Origin of the sequence: Bradyrhizobium sp. PSBB068 (assembly GCA_016839165.1) — a bacterium.
In the GTDB taxonomy this organism is placed as follows: domain Bacteria; phylum Pseudomonadota; class Alphaproteobacteria; order Rhizobiales; family Xanthobacteraceae; genus Bradyrhizobium.
The window spans coordinates 3,082,276-3,101,925 of record CP069300.1 but is presented as its reverse complement, the minus strand read 5'-3'; the positions used below and the strand labels follow the sequence as shown (position 1 = coordinate 3,101,925).

Below are 19,650 nucleotides of genomic sequence, written 5' to 3'. Positions count from 1 at the left end.
GAAGTCGGCACCGGCTCGCGTGAGGAAGACGGCGCTCAGTACGGCGGCGCCTTGCGCGCGCGCTGGGCCTTGGCCGCTTCGATCCACCAGGTGAAATCGTCGGCGAAGCGTGGAAAGGCACGCTCGAGCGCTTTGCCGCCCTCGCCGATCGGCTTGCCTTCTGCGGATAGAGTCTGCGCGATCGGTCCTGCGCTGATCGTGCTCGACACCACCACCATCCCCATCTCGGACAGCGTGCCGTGCCAGGCGGTGGCGGCGCGCGCGCCGGCGAACCGCCCGGCCGAGTAGCTCGCGATCGCCGCGGGCCGCCAGAACCATTCCTCGAGGAAATGATCGGTCAGGTTCTTCAGCCCGGGCTGGATGCCCCAATTGTACTCGCCGGTGACGAACAGGAAGCCGTCGGCGTCGCGGATCTTGCCGGCGAGCGCCTCGAGCGCGGCCGGCGCCTGCCCCTTGGGATGTTCCTTGTACATGCGGTCGAGCATCGGCAGGCCGACCTCCTTGGCGTCGATCAACTCGACGTCGTCGCCGCGCCCGCGAAGGCCGTCGATGACGAAATGCGCCAGCCGGATGCCCATGCGATCCGAACGATAGGAGCCGTAGAGAACGAGAATGCGGTGGGTCATGATGCGCCGATCCTAGCATGGCCCTGCGACGGCCGTCGCGCGACTTAGCGCGAAGACCCGGCGCGCAGATGTTAACCGCCGCCCCCGCGTATTTTCCCGGCGTTAAGCAATTGGTCGCACGCCTGCCGCGGTGGCCAAAAATCGCCAGATTTGTTTTCTGGATATGTCGTCGCTTCGAGAAAGGAGAACCGACATGCCGATCGCAAGGCTATTTTTTGCAGGCTCGCTCGCCGCCATTGCCGCCATCGCCACACCGGCGCTGGGCAAGAATGCCGAGCGGCAGAAGCCCGACGAGAAGTCTACCACCGCCACGCCGACAGGTTGCCAGGCCTATCAGCAAGCCCCTGACGGCACCTGGAACCAGCTTCCCTGCGGCGAGGCGGGCTCGGGCGGCACGACCCAGCACCGCGCAGCGACCAAGGGCGCCGACGACGACGAGCACTGAACCGTCACGCCTGGCCCTTTGCCCTGGCCGAGCCTTGCCGGCCTGTCGCGATCGGGGCGGTGCGGCGCGTTTCAAATGATCGGGACCGCTGGGACCACCGCGGCCCCGTATCATAAACCCAAGCTTAATGCGCACCCGGTACGGTTGAGGCCTCTCCCTCCCTCGTCAAGAAATGGCGCGCATCCCATGAAAATTGGTACTCTCCTGACGGCCGCGATCGTCTCGTTGTCCGCGGTCGGCGGCGGGCTCGCGGCCTATGTCGCGGTCACCAAGTACCAGACCATGGACAAGGTCTCGACCGCGCAGAGCCGGCTCGAGATCGTCCGCGCCGTCGGCGATATCCCGCGCTACATGAACTCCGAGCGTGGCATGTCCACCAACCTGCTGTTCAGCACCGGCGCGATCGACCAGAAGCAGATCGGCGATCTCGACAAGCTGCGCAAACTGACCGATGGTGCGCTCGCCAAGGTCAATCAGGTCCGCGCTGCGCTGCCCGGCGCGCTCGACGATGGCGAAGCGGTCGCGAGCGCGATCGACGCGCTGAAGGCGAAGTTCGCGGCACTCCGCGACGCGATCGAGAAGGCGATCGCAGGCCCCCTCGACGCACGCAAACCGGCGGCCGCCAAGATCGTCGCCGACAATTCCGTGTTCAATGCCGGTGTCACCACGCTGCTCGACGAACAGGTGCGCCGCCTCGCAGGCCTCGACGGCAATGCCTACCGCCAGGCCAGCTACGCCAACGTCGCCTGGACGCTGCGCGACATCGGCGGGCTCGACGCCAGCCTGCACAAGGCCCTGGTCGGCGCCAAGCGCGTCGCCACCGAGCCCGAGAAAATGGAGCTCTATCGCTCTACCGGCCGTACCCAGCAAATCCTCTCGACGCTGCAGGAGCTGCGCAACAACCCCGCAACACCGGCGAACGTCATGACGGCGCTCGGCAAGATGCAGGCCGACTATGTGGAACGCTTCGGCAAGGCGCTGAAATTCGCCAAGGAAGGCGCAACCTCGGGCAAGTACGAGCAGGACGTCGAGACCTACTATGCCGAGTCCCAGTTCGGCCTCGCCTCCATCGTCACCGTGCGTGATGCGTTCTACGAGAATGCCGAGCAGGGCCTTGCCGCCGCCTATTCATCGGCGCGCTTCAGCTTTGTGGTGGCGTTGGTCGGACTGCTCGCGGTGATCGCCGGCAGCGCCGGCCTCATCGTGATGGTTCGCCGCCGTATCCTCAACCCGATTGCCGCCCTCACCGGCCGCATGTCGCGTCTCGCCGCGGGCGAAGTCGCCGAAGCCATCCCGGGCGCTGCGCGCAATGACGAGATCGGCGCGATGGCCGCCGCGGTGCAGGTATTCAAGGACAACAAGATCGAAGCCGATCGTCTCGCCACCGAGAAGGAAGCCGAGAACGACGTCAAGATGCGCCGCGCCCGCGCGCTCGACGATCTGACCCGCGCCTTCGAGGCCAAGGTCACCGAACTGGTCGGCGGATTGTCCGCGGCGTCATCTGTCATGGAGGACACGGCGCAATCGATGTCGGCCACCGCATCCGCCACCAATCGCCAGGCCGCAGTGGTGGCCGCAGCGTCGGATCAGACCTCGACCAACGTGCAGACGGTGGCGAGCGCGACCGAGGAACTGACCTCCTCGATCTCGGAGATCGCCCGCCAGGTCGCGACCTCGACCGAGATCGCAGCGCGCGCCGTCGACCATGCCCGCCGCACCGGCGACACCGCGCGCTCGCTGGCCGAGGGCGCTCAGAAGATCGGCGACGTCGTGACCCTGATCCAGAGCATCGCGGCGCAGACCAACCTGCTCGCGCTCAACGCCACCATCGAGGCGGCCCGCGCCGGCGAGGCCGGTCGCGGCTTTGCCGTCGTCGCTTCGGAGGTGAAATCGCTGGCCGGCCAGACCGCCAAGGCCACCACCGAGATTTCCGAGCAGATCACCGCGATCCAGACCGCGAGCGACGAGACCGTGACCGCGATCAGGAACGTCGTCGACGTCATCACCGAGATCGACCAGATCGGCACCGCGATTGCGGCCGCGATCGAGGAACAGGGCTCGGCGACCAAGGAGATCTCGCGCAGCGTGCAGGAAGCCGCGCGCGGCACCCAGGAGGTCAACTCCAACATCTCCGGCGTGCAACGCGCCGCCGACGATACGGGCGCGGCGGCAACCCAGGTGCTGGGCGCGGCCGAGCAACTCTCGACGCAATCCAAGGACCTCGCCGGCCAGGTCAACCGCTTCCTGTCAGACGTCCGGGCGGCGTAGTCGCAAATCCGTAGGACGGGTAGAGCGAAGCGAAACCCATCAATTGCGCTGGCGCGGCGAGATGATGGGTTTCGCTTCGCTCTACCCATCCTACATTCTGCGCTCGCAATGACGGCATGAGCTTGAGGGCCTGCTAGCCCCTAGCCTCCCCGCAGGCCGAGCACGCGGCGGGCGATCGCCTGGCGATGGACTTCGCTCGGGCCTTCATACACCCGCATCAGGCGAGCCTTCTGCCAAAGCGCGTTGAGCGGCAACTCCAGCGTCACGCCGAGCGCGCCGAGCGTCTGCATGGCGTGGTCGCAGGCGTCATAGGCCATCTCCGTCGCGAACACCTTGATCATCGAGGCCTCGTGGCGGATATCCTCGCCGCGATCGGTCTTGTCGGCGGCCTCGCGCACCATCAGCCGGCAGGCATGCATGCGCGTGGAAATATCGGCGATCCACCACTGGATCGCCTGGCGCTCCGCGAGCCTGACGCCGAAGGTCTCGCGCTGCTTGGCGTGCTCACACATCATGTCGAGCGCGCGCTTGGTGATGCCGACACAGGTCGATCCCATCTCGAGCCGCCGCGTGCGCAGGCGCAGCTGCATCGGCGCGTAGCCCTTGCCGACCTCGCCCAGCACGGAGTCCTTTGGGATGCGGCAATCCTCGAACACGATCTCATAGGTCGAGCCGCCGCCGACCATCGGGATCTCGCGCTCGATGATGAAGCCCGCCGTGCCCTTTTCGACGATGAAGGAGGTGATGCCGCCCTGGCGCTGGTCGTTGCCGATCCGCGCCATCACGATGATGAAATCGGCGGCGCGCGCATTGCTGATCCAGATCTTGCGGCCGTTCAGCACCCATTGCTCGCCCTCCAGCACGGCGCGCGTCTTCATGCCGGCGGGATCGCCGCCGGCGCCGGGCTCGGAGATCGCGATCGCCGACACCATCCGGCCCTCGATATAGGGCTGCATGTATTTCTTCTTCTGCGCCTCGGTGCCGACCGCCTGCAGCATGCGCAGGTTCGGCGAATCCGGCGGCAGCACGAACGGCACGCAGCTGCGGCCGAGCTCCTCATGCACCGCCGCCATCGTGCGCGTCGGCAAATCATGACCGCCGAGATCCTCCGGTGCATCGAGGCCCCAGAGCCCGAGCTCCTTGGAGACGTCGCGCAGCCGCTTGCGCTGCTCCGAGGTGAGTTCGGGATGATCGCTGCCGGGCAGTTTCGATTTCAGATATTGCGGCTCGAGCGGGATCAGCTCGCGATCGACGAACTTCGCGACGGTCTCGCGGATCATGGCTGTCTGTTCGTCATCGCTCATCTGGGATTCCTCACCTGTGCTGTTTCGCTTCACAAAACCAGTAGCGCATTTTTTGTCGGCAAGAATAGTCGAAACGCGCGCTCACGCTCACCGTCGCGCGAGGGTTTCATGGTGCGGAATTCAATATCCCGCGACGCGGTGAGTAGCAGCGAAATCGCGCGAACAGTTCGCGGCTAGAGCCCCGTTCCGATGGAATCGGAACGGGACTCTCGGTTCTTGTCTTGACGCGTTTTCTTCACGCGAACCGATATCCACTTCGCCCGAAAACGCTCTACTCGGCAAAGCCGACATAACGGACGAAGTCGCTGTTGGCCTCGCGGTCCGACCGCACCGCATTGGCGGCGAAACTGTCGTCGGGGTAGCCCATCGCAACGCAGGTCATGATCACCTGGTCTTCGGGGATATTGGCGACTTCGCGCACGATGTCGGAGCGCATGATGCCCTGGCCGTTGATCACGCTGCCGAGGCCGCGATCCCAGGCCGCCAGCACGATGCCGTAGCAGAGCGCGCCGAGATCGAAATGGCAGACCGCGCCGGGATCGAGGATCCGGTCGTAGGCCAGGACCAGCGAGACCGGGGCGTCGAACTGGCGGAAGCCGCGCAGCACCCAATCCTGCCGCATCGGCTTGTCGTCGCGGGCAATCCCCATGGCGCCAAACAGCTTCTTGGCGATGTCGACCTGGCGACCGCGGTGCACGCCCTGGTATTCGCCATGGCTGACGATGTCGCGCTTGGCCTTGGCGCCGGCGACCATCTCCTCCATGTTGCGGCGGCGCACTTCCTCCAGCGGCGCCCCGGTCAGGACGTGGACGTGCCAGGGCTGGGTGTTCATCGAGGACGGCGCCCGCTTGGCCACCTCGATGATCTCCTCGATGGTCGCCCGGGACACCGGCTGCTTCTTGAACCCGCGCACGCTTTTGCGTGTCTGTACCAGCGTCTCGAATTCCATTCCGCGTTTCCCCCACTTTGTTCCGCGCCGCACACGGAATTTTTCCGCGGCTATCCGGGTATTTTATAGACAAAATCGGCTGTGGGAACTTGATCGGGCCAAGAATCCGATATCCAATTCGGCCCTGATTTGGTTTAGGGAGAACCCAGATGAAGCGGATTTTCTTGGCGGCCGTGATCGCGACCTTTGCCGCCGGTTCGGCATTTGCGCAGGACGCCTCCTGCGAGACGAAAGCCGTCGGCAAGGACGGCAAGCCGCTGGCCGGCGCGGCCAAGACCTCGTTCATGAAGAAGTGCACGACCGACGCCTGCGAGACCAAGGCGGTCGGCTCCGACGGCAAGAAGCTCGCCGGCGCGGCCAAGACCTCGTTCATGAAGAAGTGCCAGAGCGGCGCCTGAGCCGCTCGCCGGCGCGTTTCTCCCCTCAATCGGGACAGATCATCGGGTCGCGCCGGGCGCGACCCGATGATTATTGGTGGGTGGCCGTACGTTGTCGGCGAAGGCCCGGGGTCCTCAGAACGAGACGCCGACCCTGACGCCCCTGGTCCAGACCCGCCGGCAACGCTTCCGGGTGTTGCCGTGGAACATCTCGAAACGCTCCGGCAGCTGGATCGGCTTGGAGAACTCCAGGCAGGCCCCGCCGGCGGAATAGTCGACCAGGCGGCATTCGATCAGCGGCGTCTTCGGGTCCAGCTGGAGCTTGACCACACTGGAGACGCAACCCGACGGTCGAACACGCGCAAATCGCCGGGGATGCATCAGGCCGCCTCTGGTGGAATCGTACCGACAGATTCCCCGGCCCACGTTAAGATTCCGTTCAGACGGATTGTTACGATTCGTGTCTGCCCGATGACGAATCGGGGCGCGCGCGGGAGGCCGCTAGCGTCTCCGACGGCGCTTCGCCGAACTGCGACCGGTAGCTCCGCGAGAAGTCGCTGAGGTGCCAGAACCCGTAAGCCAGCGCACAGGCCTTGACGCTAGGCGCGCCGGCGAGCAGTTGCTTGCGCACCAGCCACAGCCGGCGCAGCCGCAGATAGCGATGCAGGCTGACGCCGCGGTAGCGCTGGATGGCGTCGTGCAGCGTGCGCACCGAGACGCCGATCTGGTTGGCGAGTTCGCCGCTATAGATCGGATGCGCGACGTCGCCGGCGAGAATGGCGCGCGCGTCGTTGAACACCTTGAACTGGCGCGTCGTGTTGGCGCGCGTCGCCCATCTGGCCGGCACGATTTCGGCGAACGCGTTGTCGATCGCCGCAAGCAGCGTCTCCTTGATCGATGCACCCGTGGCGAACTCGGCTATCGTCACCTGGTCCGACGTCACGAGCAACGCCTGCCTCACAAGTTCACGCAGCAGATCCTGCGCGCGTTGTGAGATTTCGTGAATGCTGAAATGGAGACCGGGGTTCGGCCAACCGCGGTCAAGGATCTCGGGCGTGAACATCACCGAGGCGTACCGGCGGGGTGTCTCCTCGACGGACGTGTAGAACGCGCCGCTGCCGCCGAGCACGATCACCGCGCGGTCGCGCTCGACGCCGTTGAAGCGCATCGGCACGCCGTCGTCCATCGTGAAGCCGATCGCGGTCGTACGCGGCGCAAGCTGGGCATCGACGATCCGCGGAAACGACTGCGTGTAGTTGAGCTCGCATCCCGGCAAGCTCAGGATGACCTGCTCGGCCGAAATCTTCCGCGCAAGTGGCGTGAAATCGACATCCAGATTTCGGATCGAACTCCGGAATGCGTCAACATCGTCAAAACGAAAGACTCTCGGCACCAGCAACGGCGCCGTCAAATGACCGCTCCCATGAAATGTTCTTCTCGAAATATCTTGCACCACGCCGCGACCGGCGCGCCGGCGTTATCGATAATGTCCATGCAGCAAATGCGAATCGTCTGACGATTTCAATCGGGAAAAATGCGGGCCATTGGTCGCGCTGGACCAGCAGGCAAGTATCGTCGCTGCCGAATTTCGATAGTGTTTGCCGGGATATCCACCGTCGAGACCAGCCATCCCTCAGATTCTATACCCCTATTGGAGATTCGGGGAGCAGATTGGCGTCGGGAACAATGACGTTCCCTTGTCGCGGAACATTTTAGGACCGCCATGACAGTTATTGCCTCCGATCTGATTGCCAAGCTCGACCACGTCTTGAAAACCGGCTCCCCTGACCTGCGCACGCGGATGCTGCAGGAGGTGGCTGGGCTGTTTCTCGAGGACGCACATCGCCTCGGTGCGCGCCACGTCGAGGTGTTCGACGATATCCTGATCCGCCTGACCGAGAGCGTCGAGCTGCGGACCCTGACCACACTCAGCCGCTCCCTCGCCGACCTGCATCTGGTGCCGCGGGAACTCGCACGTCGCCTCGCCAACCATGACGACGCCGACGTTGCCGCTCCGATCCTGCGGAGATGCGAATGCATTCCGGAGTCTGATCTGATCGACATTGCCTGGATGCGGGCCGAGGGACACCTCGGCGCGATCGCAGGGCGCAAGGCCGTGAGCCAGGAGCTCACGGATATTCTGCTGATGCGTGGCGACAGCAGTGTGCTTCGCGTGCTCGCGAGCAACCCCGGCGCTGATATGACCAGCGCAGGCCTTGCCATGATGGTCGATGCCGCCGAACGCGACGAGGGCATGGCGGGCGCGTTGATAGCGCGCAAGGACCTGCCTGACCGCGTTCTTGCCGACCTCGTGATGCGATCCACGCCGCGCCAGCAGGCCCGGCTACTCAAGCTGGCACGCCCCGGCATCCAGCATGCAATCCGCGCCGCCATCGACGCCAGCACTGCCCGCGCCCCCGCAAACCCGCCAGCCACGATCGACGATGCGCAGGCGCGGTCCGGGTGACGCTGCCCCGAACGTTCGCGACGCCTACTCCCGCTTGAAGCGGTAGTCGAAGCGGTCGCCGTCCGCCTTGATCAGGCCGACGGTCGGGGAAGGAAAATGGATCGGCAGGATCAGCGTGTCGGTCCCGGCGACGGAGGCAAAGAATTTCCGCCGCGACACCGCCGATTGCTTCGGATCCCAATCCGGCTTCGCCGACCACTCCGGCTCGCGGCACTGGATCGCGTGGTGCATCAGGTCGCCCGCGACCACCGCGCGCTGCCCCTTCGAGACAATGTTGACGCAGCAATGACAGGGCGAATGGCCCGGCGTCGGCGTCAGCGTCACGGTATCGTCGAGCGCATAGTCGTCGTCGACCAGGAGCGCCTGCCCGGCCTCGACGATCGGCAGGCAATTGTCGCGAAACACCGTGCCGGGTGGATTGGCGCCCCTGGCGTTCTCGGCCTCCCAGGCCGCATACTCGCCCTTGTGGAAGACGTATTTCGCGTTCGGGAAGGTCGGCACCCAGCGTCCGTCGCGCAGCGTGGTGTTCCAGCCGGTGTGGTCGATATGCAGATGGGTGCAGAACACGTAGTCGATCTGCTCATAGGAGATGCCGAGCGCGAACAGCTCGTTGCGCCAGCGCTCCTTGCCCGGAAAGTCGAACGGCGGCGGGTGCCCCTTGTCCTCGCCGGTGCAGGTGTCGACCAGGATGGTGTAGCGCGGCGTCCGCACCACGAAGGTCTGGTAGGTGATCACCATCATGCCGCGGGCGGCATCGAAGACTTCGGGCTCCATCGTTTTCAGGTGATGCTTGAACACGGCGTCGTCATAGGTCGGGAAGAAGTCCTGCGGCCGCCGCCACGGTCCTTCGCGCTCGATCACCGCGTCGATCGTGATGTCGCCGATCCTGATCTGCTTCATGGCCGTCTCGCTCCCGCTTTTTTGTTCAAGCGTAGCGGGCGACGCCTGGCCTCACAAGCCGAGCAGCACGCAGCGTGCCATGCTGCTTTGCATCGCTGAAAGCGCCAGTCGAACCCTGCCAACAGCGCGGTGCTTAAGGACGCGATGGTGCGGGCGATTGCCGCAGGCGACGCACTGAAAAACCAGACAGCAGGTGCCTGCTCTCTTCTCCTGTCATCTCGCCGTAATAGAAATCGTGCGACTGAAACGGCCCGCCGCATCGAGGACAGATTCATGGCCGATCCGAAGCCTTCCCGCCCCAAGATTGCCGAAACCGTCATCGAGCCGACGGTCAAGCTGCGGGAGGTCAAGGTCGGGCGTTGCTGTGAAGTGCTCGGCGACACCGCAATCGAATACACCGAGCTCGGCGATTACTCCTATCTCGGCAGCGGCTGCATGGTCGCGGACGCCGTGATCGGCCGCTTCTGTGCGATCGCGGCGCAGGTCCGGATCGGCGCGCCCAATCATCCGCTCGAGCGCCCTTCCCAGCATCGCTTCACCTATTGTCCGGAATATTACACGGACACCGCCGAGCGCGATCATGACTTCTTCAAGAACAGACGCGCAGATCGCGTCGTGATCGGAAACGACGTCTGGATCGGCCATGGTGTGATCGTGCTGCCCGGCGTCACCGTCGGCGACGGCGCGGTGCTGGCGGCCGGCGCGGTGGTCTCGCGCGACGTCGCCGCCTACACCATCGTGGGCGGCGTGCCGGCCCGGCCGATCAAGGAGCGGTTCAGCCGCAAGATCGCGGCCGAGCTGTCGCAGATCGCCTGGTGGAACTGGCCGCCGGAAACCATCTGGGAGCGCCTGCCGGAGTTTCAGTCCGGCGATGTCGAAGCGTTCTGCGCGCGGTGGCGAACTTGAGCTAGCTCCGCAAGCCCGGTGCTTCCTGACCGGTGCGCGCGACGTATTCGGTGTAGCCGCCGCCATATTGGTGGATGCCGTCCGGCGTCAGCTCCAGCACGCGGTTGGAGAGCGCGGCGAGGAAATGCCGGTCGTGCGAGACGAACAGCATCGTGCCCTCGAACTCTGCGAGCGCATTGATCAGCATCTCCTTGGTGGCGAGATCGAGATGGTTGGTCGGCTCGTCCAGCACCAGGAAGTTCGGCGGATCGAACAGCATCTTGGCCATCACCAGGCGTGCCTTCTCGCCGCCGGAGAGCACGCGGCACTTCTTCTCGACATCGTCGCCGGAGAAGCCGAAGCAGCCGGCGAGCGCGCGCAACGAGCCTTGGCCTGCCTGCGGAAACGCGTCCTCCAGCGATTGAAACACGGTGCGCTCGCCATCGAGCAGATCCATCGCATGCTGGGCGAAATAGCCCATCTTGACGCTGCCGCCGATCGCGACCGCGCCGTCGTCCGGCTCGGTTGAGCCGGCGACCAGCTTCAGCAGCGTCGACTTGCCGGCGCCATTGATGCCCATCACGCACCAGCGCTCCTTGCGGCGGATCATGAAGTCGAGCCCGTCATAGATCCGCTTGCTGCCATAGGCCTTGTGAACGTTCTTGAGGCTGACGACGTCCTCGCCCGAGCGCGGCGCCGGCTGGAATTCGAACGCCACGGTCTGGCGCCGCCGCGGCGGCTCGACCCGTTCGATCTTGTCGAGCTTCTTGACCCGGCTCTGCACTTGAGCCGCGTGGGAGGCGCGCGCCTTGAAGCGCTCGATGAACTTGATCTCCTTGGCGAGCATCGCCTGCTGCCGCTCGAACTGTGCCTGCTGCTGCTTGTCGGAAAGCGCGCGCTGCTGCTCGTAGAACTCGTAATTGCCGGAATAGGTGGTGAGCTGGCCGGCGTCGATCTCGACCACCTTGTTGATGATGCGGTTGATGAACTCGCGGTCGTGCGAGGTCATCAGCAGCGCGCCTTCATAGCCCTTCAGAAACTGCTCGAGCCAGATCAGGCTTTCCAAATCAAGGTGGTTGCTCGGCTCGTCGAGCAGCATGACGTCTGGTCGCATCAGCAGAATACGCGCAAGCGCGACGCGCATCTTCCAGCCGCCGGAGAGTTTTCCGACGTCGCCGTCCATCATCTCCTGGCTGAAGCCGAGGCCAGACAGCGCCTCGCGCGCACGGCCGTCGAGCGCATAGCCGTCGAGCTCCTCGAACTGATGCTGCACCTCGCCATAGCGCGCGATGATGTCGTCCATCTCGTCGGCCTTGTCGGGGTCGGCCATCGCGGCCTCGAGTTCCCGGAGCTCGGCCGCGACCTCGCTGACCGGCCCCGCCCCGTCCATCACCTCGGCGACCGCGCTGCGACCACTCATTTCGCCGACATCCTGGCTGAAATAGCCGATCGAGATGCCGCGATCGAGCGAGACCTGACCTTCATCAGGGATTTCCCGGCCCGAGATCATCCGGAACAGCGTGGTCTTGCCGGCGCCGTTCGGGCCGACAAGGCCGATCTTCTCGCCCTTCTGGAGCGCCGCGGAGGCTTCGATGAAGAGGATCTGGTGGCCGACTTGCTTGGAGACGTTATCGAGGCGGATCATTCGAATACTGGAGAATTGAGGGTTTCCGGCCTCTTATTCGATCTGGGACGTGGGTGGAAGCCCATTCCCGTGGGTTTTGCGCCGTGCTGCATGCATGCCACGATCATGGCCGATGGAATATGACATGACATCCTTCGGTGATCGGGTCTGGGGCATCACATGCAAGTCTGGTTTCTCTATCTCCTCGCACTCGGCGCCGGCATCAGCGTGGCCACGCAGCAGGTCCTGAACGGCAATTTGCGGTCCGCCCTCAACTCCCCCGCCTGGGCCGGGCTGATCAGCTATCTCGGCGGGCTCCTGACCATGGCGGTCGTGCTGGTCGCGACGCGGGAGCCGGTGCCATCATGGAAACTGGTGACGGCCGTGCCCTGGTGGGCCTGGAGCGGCGGCATCCTCGGCGGCGTGTTCATCCTGTTGATGATCCTGCTGCTGCCCTCGCTCGGTGCCGCAACGTTGCTGGCGCTGGTGGTCGCGGGCCAGATGATCGCAGGCATCGCGATGGACCATTTCGGCGTGTTCGGTCTGGCGCAGCATCCGGTATCGATTTCACGGCTGGCCGGCATCGCCCTGATCATCGGCGGCGTGCTTCTGATCAAGGATTGAGGCGATCGACGAGCCCGTCGACGCGAATGATTCCCTGAATGAGAAAGCTTCGCTGAATCCGGCATCGCGTGACGTGATGACGCAACCACCCGCGTCATATCGAAGTGTGGACACCCGCCGATTCGTCACTTAGCTGTAGGCACCCGCTCGCGTTGTGCTGCGTTGCGCGGGATCTACACCCCCTGTTCACCACTCTCCAGTTCATTGCGTCCAAGCATTTGCGCATTCCGCTAATGTTCGCGCGGCCGCGACGTTGGCCCGAGGCCTCGAGGTGCATCACATGATCAATCGCTTTCGCTTGGCCGCTGCGCTGGCGCTGCTGCTCGGCAGCGGTGGCGCTGCGCCGGCACAGTCGATGCCCGACTACATGGCGCCGATCTCGGGCAAAACGACGTCAACGCCGGCCGATGTCGCGACCAAGGACGTGCTCGCGCTCAACACCGGCATGTTCGAGCTCTATGGCGATGCGGCGCGGATCTTCCAGAAGAACATCCTCTACAAGCACCCGGTGATCCTCGGCCTGTTCTCCGGCGCCGGCGGCCGCCTGATCCTGTACCGGCCGGGCAAGCCGCCGACCGAGGCGCCGCAGGTGCCGGTCGTCTATCAGCTGCTCAAGTCGGTCGGCCACAGCACGATGGCGCTGGCCGAGGTGGTCGGCCCCTATGTCGACAATCCTGACGACAAATCGTGGCGCGGGTCGATGCTGGCCTATCGCAGCCGGATGCAGTCGGCGCTCGACGGGCTCGATGCGACGCCGATGCAGGCGGACTGGCGGGACAACAACCGCGCTATCCTCACCAACAACATCGCCTTCATGGACGAATGCCTCGCCGCCGGCGCCATCCCCTTCGTGAAGCTCGAGGCCTTCGGCAAGAAGCAAGCGCCGCTGCTCGCCAGGAACGTCGCCTGGGCGGCGCAGACCCAGGTCGCGCACTGGATGACCGTGATGGCCGACTGGAAAACCCAGCTCGGCGCCGACTGGGACAAGACCTATGCCGCCAGCAACACGATCTATGTGGCGCGGCAGAACAATGTGATCTTCAGCGTGCTGGCGCAGTTCTTCGGGCCTGACGCCATCAACAGCCGCCTGATGCTGATCGAGACCATCTCCTTCACCACGACGCCCTCGGACATGCTGGAATCGCTGACCCGGATCATCGCCGACCGCTCGGTGGGCGCGCTGTTCTTCGGCAGCTATCACTTGATGGACTATGAGTTGATGGGCGGCGACGCGCGCGAGGCGATCATCGCCGAGACCAGGAAGCGCGGCATGACGGCCTTCCTGCCGCCGCTGGTGCCGTTCGGTTCCAAACAATGGCCGACCCTGATCACGCCGGGCCCTGGACCGGCAACGATCGCCGACCTCAAGTGAAGCTACGACCTATTCCGGCATTGCCGTTGCACTCGCTTTGCCGCAATACTTTCACGTGTATTTCAAATATTGTTAAACCCCGGCGCGATACGCCGTCGAGGTGTCGATGAAAGATCGGACCATGCGGCCCTCGCGACGCGAATTCGTGAAGTGGTTGTCGGCAGGCGGCATCTCGGTCAGCCTGTCGCATCTGGCGCTGGCGAAGGAGCCGGCATTCGGGAGCCGCGAGACGCTTCCGGGGCGCGGCCATTTCAATCCAGCGGCGAAAGGCGCCGGCCGCGTCGACGGTGTGGCCAAGGTCACCGGCGCAAAGCTTTACGCTTCCGACTTTCGTGCCGCCGACCTGCCGGGCTGGCCTGCGACGACCTCGCACGCCATCCTGGTCCGCGCCAATGACGCAACGCATGTCTATGCCGGCATGGACCTCGCCCGCCTCGACGGTCCGGCGAAACCCTCGATGATCGTGACGGCGGCCGACCTCGACCGGATCGGCACGCGGGTGCCGGAGTTCTACACCGGCGACCTGTTCTGTCCCGTCGGTAAGACCCCGCTCTACCTCGGACAACCGGTCGCGTTGTTGATCTTCGAGCAGTTCGACGCCTACGATCGCGCGCGGCTCGCGCTGCGCGACGTCGGCTTCGTCAAGTTCGGCGACGAGACCGGGCCGGTGATCCTGCCGGATTACGGCGCGTATCGCTTCACGCGCGTCGCCGGCGCGACATCAGATGCGCCCGACGTCTATTCGCCGATCCAGGCGGGTTGGGTGTCGCCGAGCCGGATCCAGAACGCGGCGCTGCCGGTCTGGCTGCCGCTCGCCAAGGAGACCAAGGCCGACTACGCCAAGGCTGCGACCCATGGCGAGCAGATCCGCGCCCAGCTTGCCAAGGATGATCCCTCGCAACTCGTGCTCGACCGCGAGTTCGAGACCCAGTCGGTCGATCCGATGTTCCTCGAACCGGAGAGCGGGCTCGCCTGGTACAGCGACAACAACGGCCAACTCGAACTGGTGCTCGGCGTGCAGTCGCCCTATGAGGCGACCGAGTCGATCGCCTTCATGCTCGGCAAGGCCCGTGCGCCGTTACGGCCCGCGCACATCAACGCCCAGTTCGCCCATGTCGGCGGCGGCTTCGGCGGCCGCGACCACACCCCGTTCGTGCTCTACGTGGCGCTGGCGGCAATGTTCTTCCCGGGACGGCCGGTGCGGCTGGCGCACGACCGCTACCAGCAGTTCCAGGGCGGCATCAAACGCCACCCGATCAAGATGCGCTCGCGGATCGGGATCGATCGCAAGAGCGGCAAGATCACGGCATTCGCCGCCGATCATGTGCTCGACGGCGGCGGGCTTGCCAACTTCTCCGCCAATGTCGCCACCGTCGCTGCGACCGCGGCGATCGGCATCTACGACATCCCGAAGGTCGACGTCACCACTGTGGCGGTGCATTCGCGCGGCGTCACCGCCGGTTCGATGCGCGGCTACGGCACGCTGCAGACCATGACCGCGCTGGAAGTGCTGATCGACGAGGCGGCGAGCGAGCTCAAGGTCGATCCGATCGCGTTCCGCCGCAACAACGCGCTGAAGCAGAACGGCCGGACCATGACCGGCAATCCCTACATCGTCTCGGTGCGCACGCCTGAGATCCTCGACAAGCTCGAGAAGCATCCGGTCTGGCAGCAGCGCGCTGACTTCAAGCAGAAGGCGCCGGAGGGGCGGCTGGTCGGCACCGGCCTCGCTTGCGTCACCAAGGATTACGGAGCCGGCGCGGATTGCTCGCTCGGCCGCGTCGAGATCGATCAGGAGGGACGGATCGCGATCCACTGCGATCACGTTGAGATGGGCAACGGCATCGGCACCGCGCTCGCCAACCGGGTCGCGGGCCATCTCGGCACTGTGGCCGACGAGGTCGCGGTCTCCCGGGTCGACAGCTACGACGCGCTCGGGCTCGTCACCTCGGGCGATCCCTACACGATGGATCAGAAGACCCAGGATCTCGCCGAGAAGAACCCGTGCTGGGTGCCTGCGATCAGCTCGGCGACCAGCGCATCGATCGGTGCCCATGTCGGCACGCATTCGGCGGCCGAGGCGGCGCGCGTCATCTTCCGCTTCGGCCTGTGGCCGGCGGCGCTCGAGCTCTGGCACATCGCCAAGGCCGATCCGCGCGCCCGGCAATGGGACAGAGCACGCTGGCAGGACGGCCAGCTCGTGCTCGACGATCTCGCGCCGCTGCCCTTGTCCAAGCTTGCCGCGACCGCGCATGCGCGCGGCTTCGTCACCGGCGCAATCGCGCACAGCTTTTCGCGCTGGGCCTGGTCGCGCGCGCGCTTCCCGCTGTTCGGCGAGCAGGTTCGTGCCGAGATCGATGCGCTGGCGATCCGCCGCGGTAGCGGCAAGTTCGAAAGGATCGATCGCGTCAGCGTCAAGTTTCCACCGACCGACAACAACCGGATCGGCACCGCCTACACCTCGATGTGCGGCACGCTGGTCCGCGTCGAGATCGAGCGCGCGACCGGTATCCTGCGTATCGCCAAGGCCTACAGCGTGTTCGAATGCGGCCAGGCGCTGGTGCCTGAAGTGGTGCTCGGCCAGTCCCATGGCGGCTTCGCCATGGGCGTCGGCTACGCGCTGCTGGAAACCCTGCCACCATTCGAAGGCGGTCCCGGCAACGGGCAGTGGAATCTCGGCCAGTACCTGATTGCGCGCGGCTCCGACCTGCCGCTGCACGACCTCGAGATCGAGATGCTGCCGCAGCTGACGCCGGACGAACCGCCCAAGGGCATGGCCGAAGTGGTGATGATCCCAATCGTGCCGGCGCTGCTCAACGCCATCAACGATGCCACCGGCCACCGCTTCCGCTCGTTGCCGGTGACCTCGAGCCTGCTCAAGGGAGCGCTTGCGTGACGACGCTCAGCCTCACCATCAACGGCCAGAAGCATGGTCCGATCGAGATCCGCGACGACCTCTCGATGAACGATTTCCTGCGCGAGATGCTCGGGTTGACCGGCACCAAATTCGGCTGTGGCGCCGCGCAGTGCCTGAGCTGCGCCGTCATCATCGATAACCCTGACGGCACCAGCTACACCACGCCGACTTGCGTGGTGCCGGCGGCGAATTTCGACGGCAAGGCGATCCGCACGGTCGAAGGCCATGCCAAGGACGGCGAGCTCTCCGCATTGCAGCGCGCGTTCATCGACCACTTCGCGTTCCAGTGCGGTTACTGCACGGCGGGTTTCCTCAACGAGGGCCAGGTGCTGCTCGAGCGGCTTGCGAAGACGCCGGTAGCGCGGGACCAACTTGAGACCGTCATCGCGGATGCGCTCGACGGCCATCTGTGCCGCTGCACCGGCTACATCAAATATCACCAGGCGGTGCGCGACGTGATCCTCGCCGATTCCAACCGCTATCTGACCGCCAACAAGTGAGCCCGCGATGACATCGGAAACGCGGTTTCGGATCATTGCGGTGCTGACGGCTCTCGCGACCAGCCTGTGCGCCGGCTACGCAGCGTCGGAGAGCGCAAGCCACGCCCTCGCCTCGCCGGAAGGCTTTGCCGGGATCGAGAATGTCGAGCAGCGCTCCGCTGCGATCTTCACCGAGCTCCGCAAGGTCCTGACCCATCCGCGCTGCACAAATTGCCATCCTGCCGGTGACAGCCCGCGGCAGGGCGACATCAGCCGCATCCACCAGCCGCCGGTCACGCGCGGCGCCGATGGTCACGGCACCAGCGCAATGCGCTGCTCGATCTGCCATCAGCACGCCAATTTCGATCCCGGCCGCGTACCGGGTCACCCGGAATGGCACCTCGCGCCGCGCGAGATGGCATGGGCCGGCAAGACCGTCGGTGAGATCTGCGCGCAGCTCCGCGACCCCGCACGCAACGGCGGCCGCAAGGTCGAGGACCTGATCGAGCATATCGGCAAGGACACGCTGGTGGGTTGGGCCTGGCATCCCGGCTTCGGCCGCTCGCCGGCGCCCGGCACGCAGGCGCAGGCCGGCGCGCTGGTCGAGGCCTGGGTGAAGACCGGTGCGGCCTGCCCGGCGCCATGACAACGCCACCGGCTAGTGGCGCTTGAAGTACTGCACGTCACGCTCGTGCTTCTGTGCCGCGGCGCGTGACTTGAAGGTGCCGAGATTGCGGCGCTTGCCGGTCTTCGGATTGACCTTGCGGGAATACAGCCGGTACTCGCCGGAAGTCAGCTTGCGGATCATGACGTCGCCTCGCCAATGCCTGTCACGGGCCAACGATACGCGAGAACGAGCGTTCCTGATTGATCAGAAGCAAAGATTGGTCACGGCATTGCCGCGCTTGTCCTTGATCACGTAGGGACAGCGTGCCCGCTCCAGTGCCTTCTTGGCTTCCTCATCGCCGAGCGCGGCGGCGCGCTCGTAATAGGCCTTGGCGGCATCGCTGTCCTTCGGCCCGCCGCGGCCGGCCTGCGCGAAGGCACCCATCCGTTCCAGTGCGCCCGGATGGTTCTGCGCGGCGGCCTTCTCGAACAATGCCCGCGCGCCGGCATCGTCCTGCGCGCCGCCCTTGCCCTCCGCCAGCATCAGGCCGAGCTGGTATTGCGCCTCGGCATTGGTCTCGGCGGATTTCGCGAGCAGTTCGCGCGCACGTGCCGGGTCGGATGCCGTGCTGCCGCCGAGCGCCGCGAGATTGCTGACACCGCGCGCGTTGCCGGCCTGCGCCGCGCGCTCGAACAGTTTGCGCGCCTGCGCCTCGTCCTTGGCGACGCCGGTGCCGTTGCCGTAGAGCACACCGAGCTCGACCATCGCCGACGTCGAGCCCTTGTCGGCGGCCTTGCGCCAGGCGCTTGCTGCCTCCAGCGTCTGCTTGTTGGCGGCATAGGCGCGGCCGAGTTCATACATCGCGCGGCGCGAGGACTTTGCCGCCACCGCGCAGTACCTGATCGCGGTCGCAATATCGGCCGGCGCGACGTCAGGCACGCCTTTCACGTCGGCCGGCTTGTCGGGATCGGTGGGATCGGCGGCGAGCCGGTCGCACAGCACAAGGTCGGCCGACTGCGCATGGACAAATGCCGGCGCTGCCAGCGCTGCAACAACGAAAATGGTTTGGAGGGGTCTGAACATGGACATCAGGTTGCGTCGCGGTGCAGGCAAATTCAAGGCTCGAGCCCGGTCTCGCGCAGCACCGGCGCGACCTCGGGTGCCGACAGATAGTGTAGCAGATGCTCGGCGGCCTCCGCGCACCGCGTGGCGGCCATGCGGCCTGCCGAGAACACTGCCGGGGTCTGCAAATCCAGCGGAATTGGCCCGACGACCTCGACGCCATCGACCTGCTTCAACTCGCTGATCTGCTGGATCGCAAGCTCGGCTTCGCCGCTGACGAGCTTCTCCGCGGTGAAGCCCATCGGAATGATTACCGCGCGCGCATTGATCGCCCCGGCGATGCCGAGACGCGCGATCAGCTGCGCGAACAGGATGCCGCTGGCACCGAGCCGCGAATAGGCCACCGCGCGCGCGCCGAGCAGCGCCGTACGAAGCGCGGCTTCGGTCGCGATGTCGGGATGCGGAGCTCCAGCCTTCACCGCGACGCCGACATAGGAGCGCGCCAGGTCGATCGCGCTTGCTCGCGCAATGCGCCCCTCACCGATCATCGCGTCGAGGCCTTCGCGGGTCAGGATCACGAGATCGGCCACCTCGCCGCCAGCCAGGCGTTCGAGCAGAGCCAACGTCGGCGCGAAATCCGCATCGATCCGCACCCCGCTCGCCGCCTGATACGCCGCGGCAAGGCGCACCAGCGCGCCCTTCAGCGCCAGCGTCGAGAGCACACGAACCGTGTTGTCCATTTCG

The 19,650-nt window shown here is 65.4% G+C and carries 20 protein-coding genes; 10 read left to right on the top strand and 10 right to left on the bottom strand.

Going from position 1 to position 19,650, the window contains the following annotated elements:
- Positions 1-35 precede the first annotated feature (35 nt).
- Entirely contained in the window at positions 36-626 is a 591-nt protein-coding gene (locus JQ507_14310) for an NAD(P)H-dependent oxidoreductase (protein QRI72564.1), read from the bottom strand.
- 193 nt (positions 627-819) lie between these two features.
- Between JQ507_14310 and JQ507_14305 the strand changes: the two genes are divergently transcribed.
- Entirely contained in the window at positions 820-1,071 is a 252-nt protein-coding gene (locus JQ507_14305; protein QRI72563.1) for a hypothetical protein, read from the top strand.
- Positions 1,072-1,257: 186 nt separating this feature from the next.
- A complete protein-coding gene (locus JQ507_14300; protein ID QRI72562.1) occupies positions 1,258-3,339 on the top strand; it encodes a HAMP domain-containing protein in 2,082 nt (693 codons plus the stop codon).
- A 140-nt stretch (positions 3,340-3,479) separates the two neighbouring features.
- On the opposite strand, the gene JQ507_14295 is transcribed toward JQ507_14300, so the two are convergent.
- Positions 3,480-4,643, bottom strand: a complete 1,164-nt coding sequence (locus JQ507_14295) for an acyl-CoA/acyl-ACP dehydrogenase (protein QRI72561.1) — start codon at positions 4,641-4,643, stop codon at positions 3,480-3,482.
- Positions 4,644-4,914: 271 nt separating this feature from the next.
- The gene (locus tag JQ507_14290) at positions 4,915-5,592 is read right to left on the bottom strand and encodes a nitroreductase (protein ID QRI72560.1); all 678 of its coding nucleotides are present in this window, start codon (positions 5,590-5,592) and stop codon (positions 4,915-4,917) included.
- A gap of 149 nt (positions 5,593-5,741) precedes the next feature.
- Here JQ507_14290 and JQ507_14285 point away from each other — a divergent pair, with 149 nt between their 5' ends.
- The gene (locus tag JQ507_14285) at positions 5,742-5,990 is read left to right on the top strand and encodes a hypothetical protein (protein QRI72559.1); all 249 of its coding nucleotides are present in this window, start codon (positions 5,742-5,744) and stop codon (positions 5,988-5,990) included.
- A 114-nt stretch (positions 5,991-6,104) separates the two neighbouring features.
- Here the strand turns inward: JQ507_14285 and JQ507_14280 are convergent, their stop codons facing one another.
- Positions 6,105-6,350, bottom strand: a complete 246-nt coding sequence (locus tag JQ507_14280) for a hypothetical protein (GenBank protein QRI72558.1) — start codon at positions 6,348-6,350, stop codon at positions 6,105-6,107.
- 70 nt (positions 6,351-6,420) lie between these two features.
- Positions 6,421-7,368, bottom strand: coding sequence for a helix-turn-helix domain-containing protein (locus JQ507_14275; protein QRI73333.1), 948 nt, complete (start codon positions 7,366-7,368; stop codon positions 6,421-6,423).
- A gap of 324 nt (positions 7,369-7,692) precedes the next feature.
- Here JQ507_14275 and JQ507_14270 point away from each other — a divergent pair, with 324 nt between their 5' ends.
- Entirely contained in the window at positions 7,693-8,436 is a 744-nt protein-coding gene (locus tag JQ507_14270) for a DUF2336 domain-containing protein (GenBank protein QRI72557.1), read from the top strand.
- Between the two features lie 24 nt (positions 8,437-8,460).
- On the opposite strand, the gene JQ507_14265 is transcribed toward JQ507_14270, so the two are convergent.
- Complete coding sequence (locus JQ507_14265; protein QRI72556.1) at positions 8,461-9,336, bottom strand: MBL fold metallo-hydrolase; 876 nt, start codon at positions 9,334-9,336, stop codon at positions 8,461-8,463.
- 273 nt (positions 9,337-9,609) lie between these two features.
- Here JQ507_14265 and JQ507_14260 point away from each other — a divergent pair, with 273 nt between their 5' ends.
- Positions 9,610-10,242, top strand: a complete 633-nt coding sequence (locus JQ507_14260) for an acetyltransferase (GenBank protein ID QRI72555.1) — start codon at positions 9,610-9,612, stop codon at positions 10,240-10,242.
- A gap of 1 nt (position 10,243) precedes the next feature.
- On the opposite strand, the gene JQ507_14255 is transcribed toward JQ507_14260, so the two are convergent.
- Entirely contained in the window at positions 10,244-11,866 is a 1,623-nt protein-coding gene (locus tag JQ507_14255) for an ABC-F family ATP-binding cassette domain-containing protein (protein QRI72554.1), read from the bottom strand.
- A gap of 159 nt (positions 11,867-12,025) precedes the next feature.
- Between JQ507_14255 and JQ507_14250 the strand changes: the two genes are divergently transcribed.
- From JQ507_14250 to JQ507_14230, 5 genes are all read left to right on the top strand, one after another.
- Complete coding sequence (locus JQ507_14250; protein QRI72553.1) at positions 12,026-12,469, top strand: DMT family transporter; 444 nt, start codon at positions 12,026-12,028, stop codon at positions 12,467-12,469.
- 280 nt (positions 12,470-12,749) lie between these two features.
- Entirely contained in the window at positions 12,750-13,841 is a 1,092-nt protein-coding gene (locus JQ507_14245) for a hypothetical protein (protein QRI72552.1), read from the top strand.
- Between the two features lie 121 nt (positions 13,842-13,962).
- Complete coding sequence (locus JQ507_14240) at positions 13,963-16,737, top strand: molybdopterin-dependent oxidoreductase (protein ID QRI73332.1); 2,775 nt, start codon at positions 13,963-13,965, stop codon at positions 16,735-16,737.
- Positions 16,734-17,258 (top strand): (2Fe-2S)-binding protein, encoded by a 525-nt coding sequence (locus tag JQ507_14235; protein QRI72551.1) that lies wholly within the window; start codon positions 16,734-16,736, stop codon positions 17,256-17,258. The genes JQ507_14240 and JQ507_14235 overlap by 4 nt, the downstream gene beginning before the upstream one ends.
- Positions 17,259-17,265: 7 nt before the next feature.
- The gene (locus JQ507_14230) at positions 17,266-17,883 is read left to right on the top strand and encodes an Isoquinoline 1-oxidoreductase subunit (GenBank protein ID QRI72550.1); all 618 of its coding nucleotides are present in this window, start codon (positions 17,266-17,268) and stop codon (positions 17,881-17,883) included.
- Between the two features lie 12 nt (positions 17,884-17,895).
- Here the strand turns inward: JQ507_14230 and JQ507_14225 are convergent, their stop codons facing one another.
- From JQ507_14225 to JQ507_14215, 3 genes are all read right to left on the bottom strand, one after another.
- Positions 17,896-18,045: a hypothetical protein gene (locus JQ507_14225; GenBank protein ID QRI72549.1), complete on the bottom strand. Its 150-nt coding sequence runs from the start codon at positions 18,043-18,045 to the stop codon at positions 17,896-17,898.
- A gap of 63 nt (positions 18,046-18,108) precedes the next feature.
- Entirely contained in the window at positions 18,109-18,927 is an 819-nt protein-coding gene (locus JQ507_14220) for a sel1 repeat family protein (GenBank protein ID QRI72548.1), read from the bottom strand.
- A 32-nt stretch (positions 18,928-18,959) separates the two neighbouring features.
- Positions 18,960-19,646, bottom strand: coding sequence for a substrate-binding domain-containing protein (locus JQ507_14215; protein QRI72547.1), 687 nt, complete (start codon positions 19,644-19,646; stop codon positions 18,960-18,962).
- Between the last annotated feature and the right edge of the window lie 4 nt (positions 19,647-19,650).

Coding starts and splice junctions, on each gene's coding strand:
- JQ507_14245 (QRI72552.1), top strand. CDS start 12,750: ATGATCAATCGCTTTCGCTTGGCCGCTGCGCTGGCGCTGCTGCTCGGC.
- JQ507_14285 (QRI72559.1), top strand. CDS start 5,742: ATGAAGCGGATTTTCTTGGCGGCCGTGATCGCGACCTTTGCCGCCGGT.
- JQ507_14240 (QRI73332.1), top strand. CDS start 13,963: ATGCGGCCCTCGCGACGCGAATTCGTGAAGTGGTTGTCGGCAGGCGGC.
- JQ507_14270 (QRI72557.1), top strand. CDS start 7,693: ATGACAGTTATTGCCTCCGATCTGATTGCCAAGCTCGACCACGTCTTG.
- JQ507_14265 (QRI72556.1), bottom strand. CDS start 9,336: ATGAAGCAGATCAGGATCGGCGACATCACGATCGACGCGGTGATCGAG.
- JQ507_14295 (QRI72561.1), bottom strand. CDS start 4,643: ATGAGCGATGACGAACAGACAGCCATGATCCGCGAGACCGTCGCGAAG.
- JQ507_14250 (QRI72553.1), top strand. CDS start 12,026: ATGCAAGTCTGGTTTCTCTATCTCCTCGCACTCGGCGCCGGCATCAGC.
- JQ507_14255 (QRI72554.1), bottom strand. CDS start 11,866: ATGATCCGCCTCGATAACGTCTCCAAGCAAGTCGGCCACCAGATCCTC.
- JQ507_14225 (QRI72549.1), bottom strand. CDS start 18,045: ATGATCCGCAAGCTGACTTCCGGCGAGTACCGGCTGTATTCCCGCAAG.
- JQ507_14280 (QRI72558.1), bottom strand. CDS start 6,350: ATGCATCCCCGGCGATTTGCGCGTGTTCGACCGTCGGGTTGCGTCTCC.
- JQ507_14310 (QRI72564.1), bottom strand. CDS start 626: ATGACCCACCGCATTCTCGTTCTCTACGGCTCCTATCGTTCGGATCGC.
- JQ507_14290 (QRI72560.1), bottom strand. CDS start 5,592: ATGGAATTCGAGACGCTGGTACAGACACGCAAAAGCGTGCGCGGGTTC.
- JQ507_14220 (QRI72548.1), bottom strand. CDS start 18,927: ATGTTCAGACCCCTCCAAACCATTTTCGTTGTTGCAGCGCTGGCAGCG.
- JQ507_14305 (QRI72563.1), top strand. CDS start 820: ATGCCGATCGCAAGGCTATTTTTTGCAGGCTCGCTCGCCGCCATTGCC.
- JQ507_14300 (QRI72562.1), top strand. CDS start 1,258: ATGAAAATTGGTACTCTCCTGACGGCCGCGATCGTCTCGTTGTCCGCG.
- JQ507_14230 (QRI72550.1), top strand. CDS start 17,266: ATGACATCGGAAACGCGGTTTCGGATCATTGCGGTGCTGACGGCTCTC.
- JQ507_14260 (QRI72555.1), top strand. CDS start 9,610: ATGGCCGATCCGAAGCCTTCCCGCCCCAAGATTGCCGAAACCGTCATC.
- JQ507_14215 (QRI72547.1), bottom strand. CDS start 19,646: ATGGACAACACGGTTCGTGTGCTCTCGACGCTGGCGCTGAAGGGCGCG.